The 14,752-nt window shown below is 43.9% G+C and carries 12 protein-coding genes; 6 read left to right on the top strand and 6 right to left on the bottom strand.

The window, feature by feature from the left end:
* Positions 1-28 precede the first annotated feature (28 nt).
* Positions 29-1,408 carry an L-serine ammonia-lyase gene (locus L1D21_RS08320; protein ID WP_239844769.1) on the bottom strand — a complete coding sequence of 460 codons (1,380 nt, stop codon included), beginning with the start codon at positions 1,406-1,408 and terminating at the stop codon, positions 29-31.
* 352 nt (positions 1,409-1,760) lie between these two features.
* On the opposite strand from L1D21_RS08320, the gene nagZ reads away from it, so the two are divergent.
* The 3 genes from nagZ (at position 1,761) to L1D21_RS08305 (ending at position 4,106) form a co-directional block, all read left to right on the top strand.
* A complete protein-coding gene (nagZ, locus tag L1D21_RS08315) occupies positions 1,761-2,774 on the top strand; it encodes a beta-N-acetylhexosaminidase (protein ID WP_239844768.1) in 1,014 nt (337 codons plus the stop codon).
* 77 nt (positions 2,775-2,851) lie between these two features.
* Positions 2,852-3,391, top strand: a complete 540-nt coding sequence (gene ycfP, locus L1D21_RS08310) for an alpha/beta hydrolase YcfP (RefSeq protein WP_239844767.1) — start codon at positions 2,852-2,854, stop codon at positions 3,389-3,391.
* Positions 3,392-3,836: 445 nt separating this feature from the next.
* Positions 3,837-4,106: an acylphosphatase gene (locus L1D21_RS08305; RefSeq protein ID WP_239844766.1), complete on the top strand. Its 270-nt coding sequence runs from the start codon at positions 3,837-3,839 to the stop codon at positions 4,104-4,106.
* A gap of 20 nt (positions 4,107-4,126) precedes the next feature.
* Here the strand turns inward: L1D21_RS08305 and L1D21_RS08300 are convergent, their stop codons facing one another.
* From L1D21_RS08300 to L1D21_RS08290, 3 genes are all read right to left on the bottom strand, one after another.
* Positions 4,127-5,146: a CsiV family protein gene (locus L1D21_RS08300; protein ID WP_239844765.1), complete on the bottom strand. Its 1,020-nt coding sequence runs from the start codon at positions 5,144-5,146 to the stop codon at positions 4,127-4,129.
* Positions 5,139-8,621: a transcription-repair coupling factor gene (gene mfd / locus L1D21_RS08295; RefSeq protein WP_239844764.1), complete on the bottom strand. Its 3,483-nt coding sequence runs from the start codon at positions 8,619-8,621 to the stop codon at positions 5,139-5,141. The genes L1D21_RS08300 and mfd overlap by 8 nt, the downstream gene beginning before the upstream one ends.
* Before the next feature lie 78 nt (positions 8,622-8,699).
* Entirely contained in the window at positions 8,700-9,275 is a 576-nt protein-coding gene (locus L1D21_RS08290; RefSeq protein ID WP_239844763.1) for a PilZ domain-containing protein, read from the bottom strand.
* A 95-nt stretch (positions 9,276-9,370) separates the two neighbouring features.
* Between L1D21_RS08290 and L1D21_RS08285 the strand changes: the two genes are divergently transcribed.
* From L1D21_RS08285 to lolE, 3 genes are read left to right on the top strand one after another with little or no spacing between them, the layout of a single operon-like run.
* Positions 9,371-10,603 (top strand): lipoprotein-releasing ABC transporter permease subunit, encoded by a 1,233-nt coding sequence (locus tag L1D21_RS08285; RefSeq protein ID WP_239844762.1) that lies wholly within the window; start codon positions 9,371-9,373, stop codon positions 10,601-10,603.
* Between the two features lie 3 nt (positions 10,604-10,606).
* Complete coding sequence (lolD, locus tag L1D21_RS08280; protein ID WP_239844761.1) at positions 10,607-11,338, top strand: lipoprotein-releasing ABC transporter ATP-binding protein LolD; 732 nt, start codon at positions 10,607-10,609, stop codon at positions 11,336-11,338.
* Complete coding sequence (lolE, locus tag L1D21_RS08275; RefSeq protein ID WP_239844760.1) at positions 11,335-12,591, top strand: lipoprotein-releasing ABC transporter permease subunit LolE; 1,257 nt, start codon at positions 11,335-11,337, stop codon at positions 12,589-12,591. The genes lolD and lolE overlap by 4 nt, the downstream gene beginning before the upstream one ends.
* 36 nt (positions 12,592-12,627) lie before the next feature.
* On the opposite strand, the gene L1D21_RS08270 is transcribed toward lolE, so the two are convergent.
* A complete protein-coding gene (locus L1D21_RS08270) occupies positions 12,628-13,794 on the bottom strand; it encodes a diguanylate cyclase (protein WP_239844759.1) in 1,167 nt (388 codons plus the stop codon).
* A 429-nt stretch (positions 13,795-14,223) separates the two neighbouring features.
* Positions 14,224-14,733, bottom strand: coding sequence for a DUF2062 domain-containing protein (locus L1D21_RS08265; RefSeq protein ID WP_239844758.1), 510 nt, complete (start codon positions 14,731-14,733; stop codon positions 14,224-14,226).
* Between the last annotated feature and the right edge of the window lie 19 nt (positions 14,734-14,752).

Raw genomic sequence — 14,752 nt, 5'->3', positions numbered from 1 at the left:
TAAGTCGTAATAGATAAAGGCTAAGCAATTAACACTCGACGATATTTACAGCTAAACCACCTTTGGCGGTTTCTTTATATTTACTGCGCATATCTTTACCGGTATCCATCATGGTTTTGATGACTTTATCTAGTGAAACCTTATGGTTACCATCACCGCGCATGGCTAGGCGTGAAGCATTAATGGCTTTTACCGCGCCCATGGCATTACGTTCGATACAGGGTACTTGAACGAGTCCACCAACAGGATCGCAAGTCAGACCTAAATTATGTTCCATACCAATTTCGGCGGCATTTTCGACATGTTCGATAGTACCGCCCATGATCTCTGTCAGTGCACCCGCAGCCATTGAACATGCGACGCCTACCTCTCCCTGACAACCAACTTCAGCACCTGAAATTGAAGCATTCTTCTTGTATAAGATGCCGATGGCTGCGGCAGTGAGTAGATATTGGCTACAGATATCGATATCGACTTTTTGAACGAAGGTGTCGTAATAGCATAATACAGCTGGGATAATTCCCGCTGCACCATTGGTTGGCGCGGTAACCACCCGATCGCCAGCCGCATTTTGCTCGTTGACCGCAAGGGCAAAGAGGTCAACCCAATCCATCGCCATTAAGGGATCTTTATTGGTTTTCCCCTCAGCTTTTAAGCGGCGATACAACGCGGGGGCTCGGCGACGTAGTTTTAAGCCACCAGGAATAATGCCTTCTTTTTGATAACCCCGCTCAATACAGGTTTTCATGGTTTGCCAGATGGACCATAGGCGTTGTTTTACTTCGGCCTCATTGGTGGCAACTGAGAGTTCATTGGCCATCATTAATGCGGAGATACTCAAACCATTTTCTAGGCACATCTCAAGCAATTCTGCCGCACTATTAAAGTCATAAGGAGCTGATTTAATTGGTGAGGCGGGAGAAACGTTACGTGCTTTAATCTCATCTTCATCGAGAATAAAACCGCCGCCAACAGAGTAATAAGTACGTTGATAGATACATTCACCCTTAGCAAATGCATATAAGGTCATTGCATTGGCATGTGCGGGTAGACTCTTACGTCTGTGGTAGGTGATTCCGTCTTCGCGGCTGAAGCGGACCACTTTATTATTTGGCATGGTGAGGGTTTGGGTTTCATTCACTTGCTCAAGAATATTATCGATGGCGTCTGTATCAACAGTCTCTGGCTCTTCACCCATCAGGCCTAAGATCACCGCTTTGCCTGTACCATGGCCTTTACCCGTTTGACCTAGTGAACCAAATAATTCTGAACGTAGCTCATCGGTGGCTGCTAAATGACCATGTTGTTGTAGATCTTTAATAAAGATATTGCCCGCTTTCATCGGACCTACGGTATGGGAGCTTGATGGCCCAATACCGATTTTAAACATGTCAAAAACGCTAATCATTTAAAATCCCGCTTGCTTTAATTGTTATCATTATTCAATCTCGTGATTTTAGGCTAATAAAGCTATTTTTGCAGGCAACAAAGCATGAGAAGGTATGTTAATCTTGCCAGCACTTTAAGATTGATGGTTTATGAGTATCCCATACTTTGATAGGTAAACTCGCATTAGTTTTTTTAATTAAGGTGATTCGGATTAGTCATATTAGTGCAAGGTGTTAGTTAGCTAAATTCATAAAAACAGTATTAAGTTTAATTTCATTATTTAACAGATGTTTATTGAACTATTGTTGCAAGTATTATCATAGCGCTCATTGTTGTATTAGCGCTATCTAACAGGAAATTTAGGGGGAAGTGTGAGCTATCTAATGATGGATTTATTATCAACTCAGGTATCGGAACAAGAGCGAGCACAGTTACAACACCCTATGGTTGGTGGCCTCATTTTGTTTAGCCGCAATTACCAAGATAGAAACCAGTTATGTGAATTAATTTGTGCTATTCGCCAAATTCGTGCTGATTTATTGATTGCCGTCGATCATGAAGGGGGACGTGTACAACGCTTTATCGATGGCTTTACAAAAATTCCGGCCATGGGTGATATTTTACCTAAGGCAAAAGGTGACATTGCACTTGCGAGAATATGGGCTAAAGAGCTGGGTTTTTTGATGGCGATAGAGCTGCTGAGCTGTGATATCGATTTAAGTTTTGCACCTGTACTTGACCTTAATGGAATTAGTGAAGTGATTGGTAGTCGCGCTTTTAGTTCAACACCTGAGCAAGTGATACTGCTGGCTTCTGCTTTCATTGAAGGCATGAGTGATGCAGGTATGGCGGCTGTGGGCAAACACTTTCCTGGACATGGCAGCGTGGCGGCTGATTCTCACATTGCTAAACCTGTGGACTCACGAAGTGAACAAGCTATCCGCGACTTGGACATGGTACCGTTTAGCGATTTAATCTCGAAGTCAATGTTGCAAGGGGTCATGCCGGCTCATGTTATCTATGACAAGGTTGATCCAAGTCCTGCAGGGTTCTCCTCTTTTTGGCTGCAGCAGGTATTACGTGGTGAACTTGGCTTTAATGGTGTGATTTTTTCAGACGATTTAGGCATGAAAGGCGCTGGTGTAGTTGGTGGTTACCAGCAAAAAGCCACTGCTGCATTGGCTGCGGGTTGCGATATGATTTTGGTTTGTAATGATAATCGCGGTGTCACCGAGCTGCTTAATGATTTTAAATGGCCGAGAGAGAGACCTAACATGCCTGCCAATCTATTACGTGCCGATTCGGCAAAAGTGGCAAGCGCATTAGAAGATGAAAGCCGCTGGCTTGAAGCTAAGTCATTGGCGAATAAACTGCTTGAGGCATAAATATTTGATATAGCTCACATGCGTTTTTGAATCAGTTAGCTACAGTTTAAACAGGTATTGCATGATAGGTGAAAAGGATGATCCTCTATTTTCATGGTTTTGACGCGACAAGTCCGGGTAATCACGAAAAAATGCGTCAGTTACAGTTTATCGATAATGATGTGCGCTTGATAAGTTACAGTACGTTGCATCCTAAGCATGATATGCAGCATCTGCTCAACGAGGTGTCTAGGCAACTACAGCAAACGGATGATACTAAGCCACTGGCTATCGGCGTTGGCTTAGGGGCCTATTGGGCTGAAAGGATCGGATTTCTGAATCAGCTTAAAACGGTTTTGATAAATCCGAATCTGCATCCTGAACAGACCATGTTAAACCAAATTGACCGTCCAGAAGAGTATGCGGATATTGCCAGCAAGTGTGTTTCACAATTTAGGGATAAAAACCGCGGAAATAGCCTATGTATCTTGTCTCGTCATGATGAAGCTAATGATAACCAATTAGTGGCAAATGAGCTTGCAGATTTCTATGAAATTATCTGGGATGAAGAGCAAAGTCATAAGTTTGCAGCGTTAGCGGCTCATCTCGGTCGAATTAAGGAATTCAAAGCCACATAAGTCAGTTACCCATTAAAATTATTTTCATTGAGCAGTTAAGTTCTGCTTTTGATGGCGTTACATCTGTATGTTCCTTTTCTGTTTAAATTGGCAAAATTCATTGATCCATTTTGCCAGCAACAACGTATTACCGATATTAAATCAATTTTTGCAATCCTTAATCTCGTAAGATTATTCCGATCTATTTGTATGATCAATTAGATTAAAAATGACGTGTATTCTGATATTGAAGTTTTTTATAGTGCAATAGTGTATAACAGTGGTTTTTTATTGTGTCCATTGATACAATTTTCCGCATGTTGATCTTTAAAGATCTTTCCAGTTTGCGTATGTCGCCCGATGCAGCTAACCAATCTATTAGTTAGCTGTTTTTTTTGCCTAAATTTTGCCCATTGCCCTAGTTTGAGTTATCTTCAATGTGTCTATTCGATAGGATGAGGCAGCAATGAAGCGAGTGATTATTACGGTTTCGGGAAAGGTTCAGGGAGTCTGTTTCAGACGATTTAGCCAACAACAAGCATTAACGTTAGGCTTAACGGGCTATGCTAAGAATAATGACAATGGCAAAGTATCAATCTTATTACAGGGCGGTGGTGATGCTGTCGATAAGTTTGTTGCTTGGGTCGAAACTGGAGTGCCTCAGGCAAGAGTCGATGATCTACTTATCGAAGATGACGAGGCAGATGATATCTACCTCGATTTTTCGATACTTTAATGTATTTAACTGCTACTAATTTAATGATCGGAAGGTGTTTGCTCTGTCTGGGTATTGCTTTCTATCACAACTTCTTGTGATGGCTTTTCGGGTAATTGATCCGTCATTTCACTCGGTTGCGTCATTTTTCGAATTTGTAAAATCATGCCCATATTGGGATGGTCGAAATAATGGATCTCATCGCTTATTACCCGCTTATTCTGCGCCATCCAAATTTTATACAGATAAGGTAACGGACTGCTTGTTCCCGATACTGTTTGATAGGGCTCACTACTAAAGGCATTGTCATTTAATGAAGCGGTGTTGAGCTGTTTTTGGCCTTCTTCACGTAAGGTCAGTGCTGTTTCAACATAAAGGTAATGATCGAGATAGATGTTGATTGCGCCTTCGAGTTGCCAAATAGGCTGTTTTTTCGCTGTGGTGCCAAAGTCGATATCAAAATTAAATTGTGGAATAACTGGCGCTACTTGTTGATGATCTATCGAATAACCGTCTTGATTATAACGTTTGGAAAAGTCATCACCGGCAATTAAACGTACAGGTGTGGCGAGTCGTCTGGGTTGCATCGATTGTTGCCAAGTCATATGCAATAAGCCTTTATGATCAGCTTCTTGAGTGAGTGTGGCAATGATGTCACTAAATTGTGCTTGTGAGTCTGCTAATAGCACAGTTGATTCTCCCACTTTGGCGTATTGTGGCTGCGCAGCGCCAATGTTCATGGGGATACGGCTTGGATAACTGACGTGGCCAGCATCTAATTGCTGATGACAAGCTTCAGGATTATCAATCCATTGTTGCTCGGTGCAGCCGGTTAAGCCTGCACTAGCGCCACTGATGTCAGTAGTGAACAGGGGTAAAATCATATCAACGGGTTGACGTTGATTGATATTGGCTGGATTTTTTAACATCTCTTCGTATGGGTTGCCTTGACGTTCAAAAATATAGATCTCTACCTCAAACCAACGTTCATCATCAGCCGCAATGGCTGATCCAGAAATAGAAAGTAGGGTAGTGGCTAAAAATAGAGTCTGTTTAAGCACGTGGTTCTCCAAGGCGATGTTGCATCAACTGTGAGATAAGCAGTGACAGCAAATCTAATCGTTCTGAATCAGTTTCTGTTGGCATGATGAATTTTAACTTACTTGGTCCATCCATACGATAACTTTGTGGCTGGCTTTGTAAAAGGCCAATAATGAAGCCGGGATCGACACAGTGATCATCCCTAAATTCGATACTCCCCCCTTTAGTGTGCATCTCAATTTTACCTATACCTAATGCCGTTGCTTGATGTTTATGCAGGGTCAAGGCAAACAGGTTTTTGGTCGCTTGAGGTAACAAGCCGAAGCGGTCAATAAGTTCCACTTTTAAGTTGTCGATGGCTTTTTCGTCGGCGCAATTAGCGATGCGTTTATAGAGAGACAGACGAATATTAACGTCACTAACATAGTTATCAGGCAGCAATGCTGGAATACGTAGGTCGATTTCACATTGACCTTTTAGCATCTGTTCTAATGAGGGTTCTTTACCTGCCTTCAATGATTTCACCGCATCTTCGAGCATCTCCATATACAGGGTGAAGCCGATTTTGGAGATATGGCCACTTTGCTCATCGCCGAGCAGTTCGCCAGCACCGCGGATCTCAAGATCTTGTGTCGCCAACATAAAACCGGCGCCTAAATCTTCCAATAGGCCGATGGCTTCAAGGCGTTTAAGTGCATCTTTGGTCATGCGTTTGGGATGTGGCGTCATCAAATAGGCATAAGCCTGATGATGGGAACGACCGACTCGTCCGCGTAATTGGTGTAACTGGGCGAGGCCGAAATGATCGGCACGTTCAATCACTATGGTATTGGCGCTGGGAACATCGATGCCGGTTTCTATAATCGTAGTACAAACTAACACATTGTATTTTTGATGATAAAAGTCAGACATCACCTTTTCTAGATCACGCTCTCTCATCTGGCCGTGCGCGGTTATCACTCTAGCTTCGGGTAATAAATCTTCAATTTCCCTTGCACGTTTTTCGATAGTTTCGACGTTATTGTGCAAGAAGTAGACTTGACCGCCCCTTAAGATCTCACGTAGCAGCGCCTCTCGTACCGTAGCGTCGTCATATTCACGCACGAAGGTTTTTACCGCTAAACGTTTTGCTGGTGGTGTGGCAATAATGGATAAATCACGCATGCCCGACATTGCCATGTTTAAGGTTCTGGGGATCGGCGTCGCGGTAAGCGTGAGAATATCGATATTGGCTCTTAGCGCCTTAATCTTTTCTTTCTGACGAACACCAAATCTATGCTCTTCATCGATGATCAACAAGCCCAGGTTTTCAAATTTTGCTTCCGATTGCAGCAGTTTGTGGGTACCGATAACGATATCGACTTGGCCATTGGCGAGTTGATCTAATACCGCTTGTTGTTCTTTAGCCGTTTTGAAGCGGGATAAGACTTCAATCTTAATCGGCCAGTCGGCAAATCTGTCTTTAAAGTTTTCGTAATGTTGTTGTGCCAGTAGAGTGGTTGGCACTAAAATCGCGACTTGCTTGTTGTCATTCACCGCGACAAAAGCCGCTCGCATTGCCACTTCGGTTTTACCAAAACCTACATCACCACAAACTAATCTGTCCATCGAGATCGGCGAACACATATCGGTGAGCACCGCATCAATAGCGGTTTCTTGATCGACGGTTTCTTCGAACGGGAAGCTGCCAGCAAACTGGGCATACTCTTGTTGATCTAGCTGACAGGCTTCACCTGGACGTGCCTGACGTCGTGCGTAGACATCTAATAACTCTGCGGCCACATCGCGAATCTTCTCAATGGCCTTACGTTTTGCTTTAGTCCAGGTTTCATTACCCAGTTTATTTAGGTGGGCTTCTTCTTCGGCGCCAACACTGTAACGGCTGATAAGGTTCAGCGATGCCACGGGAACATAAAGTTTATCGCCCCCTGCATATTCTAATTTTAAATATTCCGCGATTAAACCACCGGTATCTAAAGTTTCAAGCCCCTGATATAGGGCAACACCATGGTCTAAATGCACGATAGGTTGACCGACTTTTAATTCGGCTAAATCTTTAATCAGTGCATCGCTGCTGATCTGTCGCTGTTTGTCGCGTCGACGTTGCTGGGAGATCCGCTGGCCAAATAGCTCGGTTTCACAGATCAACGCCCAAGGTTTACCCGTTTTGGGTTGAAAAATACCGCCTTGGGACAAGGGCGAGACAATTAAGCCAAATTTCACCGGTTTCTCGGCGAATTGATAAAAATGCTTAAACAACTGGGGTTTGATATCGATTTTGGCTAATAACTCGATAAGCGCTTCACGGCGGCCTTCCGATTCGGCACAAAATAGCAGCGGAGTGCCGGACTGCGCATACTCTTTTAGATTGATTAGTGATTGCTTGAGTTTGTGATTGGCAGCGATATCGGGTAAGGCTTCAACGTCAGCAGAAATACTGGTACCGGAATAATTTAAACCTTTACATAAAAATCTTGGAAGCTGTTTGAAGGCTTCGAATACTTGTTCTGACAGCAGGTAGAGATCTTTGGCTGCGAGCAGCGGCCTGAGAGGATCCACACGGCGATTTTCATAGCGCTGGTGTACCTCATTGAGGTGAGCTTTGGCTGCTGTTTCAATATCACCCACAGTGACCAATTGTGTTGCTTGTGGAAGGTAGTCAAATAGAGTGGCTGTTTCGTCAAAAAACAGCGGTAAATAGCTCTCGATACCCGCAGGCATTACCTTACGGCTCACCATCTGGTATATGGACTCAGGTTCTTTTACGACTATTTCAAATTGACGGCGATAACGTTGTCTAAAGCCTTCGATGGCAGCATCGTCGGTGGGAAATTCTTTGGCAGGCAACAGGCGTATGGCGTCTTGTGTTTCGCTGGAGCGCTGAGTTTCTGGGTCAAAAAGGCGAATGGATTCAACTTCATCATCAAACAATTCGATGCGGTAAGGGTGATTTGACCCCATTGGGAAGATATCTATGATCGAGCCACGAACGGCGAATTCACCATGTTCATAAACCTGCTCAACCAGATGATAGCCGGTATTGATCAACTGCTGACGGACTTGCTCTAACGGGAAGATATCCCCTTTGGTCAGCAGTAATACGTTACCTGTTAAAAATGACTGCGGCGGCAGGCGAACCATCAAGGTGCTAATTGGGACAATCACAATCCCTTGTTTAGCACTTGGAATGCGCGACAAGGTTTCGAGTCGCTGTGAGACCAAGTCTTGATGGGGGGAGAAACTGTCGTAGGGCAGGGTTTCTCGGTCGGGAAACAGTAAAACGGGCAGCGATTTTGGCGCAAGTAAGTAACTTAACTCCATTTCCAGCTGTAAAGCGCTCGGCGTATCATGAGTGACAACTAAGGTTAGCCCTGGGTGTTCAATACAGATATTCGCCAAGGTGATAGCTTGCGCTGCACCTTGAAGTTGACTGAGCGTTTGTGGCGTTTTGGCCCCTTTTACTTTTGGGGGCGTTAGGATGGAGAAAGCTTTCATGAAGATGAGATTAATGGCCAAAAATCGACAAAGATGTTCGACATTGTAGAGGCTTAGCCTCTACAGTACCAGTGAAAACTAGCCCTTGGCGAGATTGTCTTTTTTGCGCTGTTGCAGTTGTTTCTGTTGCACATTGAGGCTGGCCTTAACCAGTTGCTCAACATCTTCATCTAATATCTGACTGAACTCGAGAGAACATTGAAAGCCGTGCTCATCAGGCTGGCACTCAACACATTGGGCGATGCACAAGATAGAAATCAGTGCTTCTTTAATATGGAGTGTCAGACGATATTGTTGGCCTAGTGTTAGCGGCTTGCTGCTGATAATACTGACGCCGCTACCACCAAATTGCTGGCCAATACATTTATCACCTTCGTGTGCCTGCTGTTCAAGAATGTGCTGTAATACTAAGTCAATTTTCTTCGATTGCAGCTTGAGATAGTCAACCACTGTTCGAGCTTCATCATCGAGGTTTCTGAGTTGTAATAAGCAGCTTGCTTCCATAGCATTGACTTCATTGATCAATTGTAATCCAAGAGGCAGCATGGATTTCAATTCAACCTCGGTCGGAAGCGGTTGATTTTCTGGCCACGCACAGAGGTAGGCCGAAAACGGATGCTGGACGCTAAAATAGGAGTTTGATTCGCTGTTCAACGGATTGCCTCTTGTTTTTATAGTACTATTACCCCTATTATCGTGCGCATCTCAATGATTTAGCAAGGCTCCAGAGCAAAGAGAATCAGCCACACATGAATTTAGCGTTATCTTGGAACATAGGTTATCGATATTGGCGAGCGCGTAAAGCTAACTCTTTTGCCTCTTTTATTACTCTCTTTGCCGTATCAGGCATTCTTCTTGGTGTGGCCGCATTGATCATTGTTAGTTCGGTGATGAATGGGCTTGAAGGGCAGTTAAAGCAACGTATTCTTGGCGCTGTGCCGCAATTAACCGTTTATAGTCAGCAGAATATCCCTCATTGGCAGCAACAGGCCAGTCGTCTTGTGGCAATGAAAGATATTTTGGCCGTCAGTCCCAGTATTTCTACTCAAGCCATGTTGCAGTCGCCTACCAGCATAAGTGCGGTTCAGCTTTACGGTATCTACCCTGAGTTTGAACAACAAAATTTAGCGGTGATGGAGCAGCACTTCAATGGTTCCTTAGCCCTATTAAAGCAGGGGAATTACAATATTGTCTTGGGTGCCGAACTCGCCAGACGCTTAAAAGTCACTGTGGGAAGCAAAATCAGGGTGCTCAGCGGTGATGGTGTGGTGTATTCGCCTTTAGGCCCTGTACCCAGTCAGCGTAATTTCCATGTCGCAGGCATATTTGAAATGGGCTCACAAGTTGATGCCAGCCTAGCTTATATTCATCATGATGATGCTCAGCGTTTGATGCGGCAACAATCAGGTGAGATTAAGCAACTTAGACTCTATTTGAAAGATCCGTTTAAGGCCTCGAGCCTTGAACCTAAGGTGGTGAGCACTTTTGAGCAAGCAGGCATTAAGGTGACCACCAGTGATTGGCGTGAAAGTTATGGTCATCTGTTTTCTGCGGTGAAAATGGAAAAAAATATGATGTCGCTGATGCTCAGCCTGATCATCGCCGTAGCCGCGTTTAATATTGTCTCCGCTTTAGTGATGATGGTTGTGGATAAGACTACCGATGTGGCGGTATTAAAAACACAAGGTCTGACAACCGGCAGCGTGATGGGAATATTTATGATCCAAGGCTCTTTGAATGCCATCATAGGCCTAATTGGTGGATTGCTTGCGGGTGTATTGATCACCTTGAATCTTAATAGCATTTTGTCGGCTTTAGGGATTTCAATTCTGGGTGCAGGCCACAGCCTGCCTGTTCAGCTACAGCTGTCGCAATTAAGTTTTATCGTGGTGGGTACCTTGGTTATCACCTTTATCGCTACCGTTTATCCCGCGCTGCGGGCGGCCAATGTACAACCCGCAACTGCATTAAGGTATGAATAGTTTATGACTCAACAGACAAATCCGCGTTTACTTTTACAAGTCAAACAGGTCAGTAAGCGTTATCAGGAAGGTAAGATCGATACTCAAGTGCTAAAAGGCGTTGACCTTGATGTGTATGCGGGTGAGCAGTTGGCGATTGTAGGTACCTCTGGGTCGGGCAAGAGTACTTTACTGCATATTATGGGCACGTTAGATGAACCAACTCAGGGACAAGTCACCCTGCAAGGTGAAGATCTCTATCAGTTATCACCGGCTCGTCAAGCTAAGATCCGTAACCATGACTTAGGCTTTATCTATCAATTTCACCATCTGTTACCTGAGTTTACCGCGCTTGAAAATGTGGCCATGCCAGGGTTGATTCAAGGACGTAACAAAAAAGCAGTTGAACAAGAAGCCAAAGCGTTATTAGAGCGAGTCGGTTTGGGTCACAGGTTAGATCATACCCCTGCGGAGATGTCCGGTGGTGAACGCCAGCGCACCGCTATTGCGAGGGCGTTGATAAATCAGCCTAAACTTGTGTTGGCCGATGAACCGACAGGGAATTTGGATGCTGCAAGTGGTGAGTCTGTTTACGAGTTGATCCGCGAACTGGGTAGTCAGTTAGGCACAGCGTTTGTGGTGGTGACTCACGACCCTAAGTTAGCGGCGCGTATGGATCGGCAGCTGCAGATGAAAGATGGTCAGCTTTTTGGTGAAACAGAGCAGGATTCAGCAAGCTCACAGGTGAGTGCATGAATCAAATGTTGTCACTGTGGGTTGGCTGGCGTTTTTATCGCGCTCGACAATCCAACCGCTTTATCAGTTTTATCTCTTTTGCCTCAACGGCCGGCATCGCCTTGGGTGTGGCAGTGTTGATCACTGTGTTATCGGCGATGAACGGCTTTGAACGTGAGCTTGAGCAGCGCCTGTTGGGCGTGGTGCCACACGGTGAATTGACTGGCGTCAATGAACCTATTCGAAATTGGCCTCAAATAGCAAAGGATGCGCACTTAATCGAAGGGATCACGGCCACAGCTCCCTTTGTACGTTTACAAGGCTTAATTCAAAAGCCTGGTGGGTTCCAAGGACTTACGGTTATTGGTATTGATCCTGCGGTCGAGTCTAAAGTCTCTAATATTGCTGACTTTATGAATGATAAAAGCTGGCAAGCGTTGAGCGGAGACAGTAATAACATAGTGCTGGGTAAAGGTTTAGCTAAGAGTTTATCTCTGGAAGTCGGCGATTATATTAGCTTGTATACGCCTAATTTTGCGGTGAAACAGCTCAACACTCGTAGCATAGGGGCCGCTAAGAGTCATCGTTTCGTGGTAGCTGGGATTTTCGATATCGGTGGTGAGCTGGATATGACCACAGCGTATATCCCATTGGCTTATGGCGCGAAATTGCTTGGGCTCGACGATGGGGTGAGCGGCGTGCGAATTAAAGTCGATGATGTCTTTGAGGCGCCAAGGTTAATTCGCAGCCTAGGATATAGCCAGCAGCAATATATGTATTTATCTGATTGGACCCGTACCCAAGGGCATCTTTATCATGATATTCAGCTGGTTAGAGCTGTGATGTATCTGGTTTTAGCCTTAGTGATCGCCGTTGCGTGTTTTAACATTGTCTCTACTTTGGTTATGGCTGTGCGAGATAAGCAATCAGAAATTGCTATCTTGTTAACCATGGGCATGGCGAAATCCACTGTAATGGGGATTTTTATTGTTCAAGGTGCACTTAATGGAGTGTTAGGTTGTTTAATCGGCGGTGGTCTTGGGGTCATGCTGGCACTTAATTTAAGTCAAATTGCGATTCTAATAGAGCAGAGTTTAGGCATTCAATTGTTGTCTGCAGACGTTTATTTTATCGACTTCCTTCCGTCTCAGCTGCATTGGCCAGATGTGATAGTGGTAATAAGTTTAGCCTTTTTGATGAGCCTAATTTCAACCCTTTACCCAGCCTGGAAAGCCAGTCGCACTTTACCTGCTAGAGCGTTAGCTGGTCGATAATCCTGCGGGCGGTAACAAGACAAACGCCTTAAAGCGTTAGGCTTTAAGGCGTTCTTGTTTTTTGTGGGCGTACATACTTTTATCGGCTTGAGATAGTAATTGTTTGACTGTGGCTATTTGGCTGTCATAAATTGCAAAGCCAATACTCAGCGAGGGGGCGATGTGGTTTTTTTCCCACAACAGTACACTCGACTCAACCGAGTAGCGGATTTTTGCTATCATTTCATCTACTTCCGACTGAGATGCAATATTTTTCATTAGTACCAAAAATTCATCACCACCAAAGCGGGCAACTGTATTCTCCTTTCCAGCGACTTCTTGCAGTAGTTTAGCAATATGTTTTAGTAACTCATCACCGGCTTCATGGCCTAAGTCATCATTGACTTGTTTAAAGTCATTGAGATCGATATTGAGTAGCGCAAAGGATGGTTGCTTATTGTCGTTCATTAAACGATTTAACAGCGAGATCATAAAACGTCGGTTGGGCAGATGCGTTAGTTCGTCTTGTAACGCCGCTTTGTGAGTATGCTTATAGTGACGATAGAGTAATATCATCACGACATAGAGTAGCAAGGTCACTAAGGCGCCAATGGTGACAATCAAATGTCGTGTTGCAATGGTTTGTTTATGAGCGTCCAAACTAAATTGTGCCATTAATTGCCAAGTTTCACCGGGAAGACGGATCGGATAAACAACATCAGCTTGTTCAAATATCGCCTTATCACCATATACCACATGTGCCTCTTCATTCGCTAACTGTGGTTTTTTTATCGCAATTTTAGCGCCTTTGAAGCTATTTAAGCCTGTTTCTGTGATTAACGCATCATAATCCATGACGACACTTATCGTTCCCCAATAATGTTGGTTCACTGGGAAGTCAGAAAAAATAGGAAAGCGAGCAATAAGTCCTTTGCCTCCTTGAACCAGGTTGACTGGACCTGCTATATAAACTTTTTGTCTTTGTCTGGCCAGATCGACAGTTCTCATTTGTTCGGGAACCGTTTTAAAGTCCAAACCAATAGCTGCCTCATTACCCGTAAGGGGATAGATATATTGAATGACATTATTGGGTGCCAAGCCAACATTTCTAACATATTGGGCTTTTTGCAATAATTTGGATGCGATAGTTTCCCAATTTTGAATGGCAAAATTAGGGTCGATAGTGATCACAGTGGCTAGACTGTCGGCCAAATAAGTGTCCATAAAAATTGAGGCCTCAAAGTTAAATCTAACTAAAGCCAAATTTTTTCGGATATTCTCTTTCTCTGCGGCAATCTCTTTTTCACTAAAATACTGGCTAATAGTAAACACACTGCTCATGCTAATGAATAGGTAGGCCAATGATAATATTATGAAAAAAATGATATGTTTTTTATTTGAACCGATTTCCATGGCTTCCAACACTATTGTTGAACTTACAACAAACTAAGGATTTTTGTTCAATTCTTGAAGCTTGTTAATATCGATAGTTAAAGATGTAACGACTAAGTTAGTCTATAGCAAGTTAGTTTGATTAGCGAAATTTAGATTCGGGCAGGGGTCACAGTTTTAGTGTAAACAACTGTTTTTTGATGAGGTGTCAGTAGTATGGCCCGAGATAGGTGGGTCATAGGGAGCGTTGTTTGGTTGAGCTTATTTATGTGGGCGATTTTTCCACTTAAATAAAATCGAGTATTTCCATAAATTACGTACCACGAAGTAACCGACGGCAGAGAAACTGATGCCAAGCACTAAGCAGCCTAACAGAAATGGTGGACCAATGGTGGAGATAGAAGATTCAATCCACTGCCAACTGGCTTGAAATGTAAATTCTTGCGGTGGGTGATTCAGAATTTTTGCGCCTAATAAGTAGGCCACATAAAACATGAAAGGCATAGTGACTGGATTGGTTATCCAAACCAAGGCAACTGCAATTGGCATATTACAGTTAAAGAAAATGGCTAACGCGGCGGCTAAAATCATTTGAAATGGCATAGGAACCCAGGCCACAAATAATCCAACGGCAAACGCCATTGGTGCAGACCTACGATTGAGCGCCCATAAATTCGGTTTATGTAACAACTTACCAAACATACGCAAATGCTTATGATTTTGCAGTGTTTCCGGTTTAGGCATAAACCTTTCAATGATTTTTTTTGGCATAGCTTAGTATTGCAGTCTT

The organism is Shewanella sp. Isolate11 (genome assembly GCF_022398315.1).
GTDB lineage: Bacteria > Pseudomonadota > Gammaproteobacteria > Enterobacterales > Shewanellaceae > Shewanella.
The sequence above is the reverse complement of the archived record's forward strand: the minus strand, read 5'-3'. Positions and strand labels throughout refer to the sequence as shown.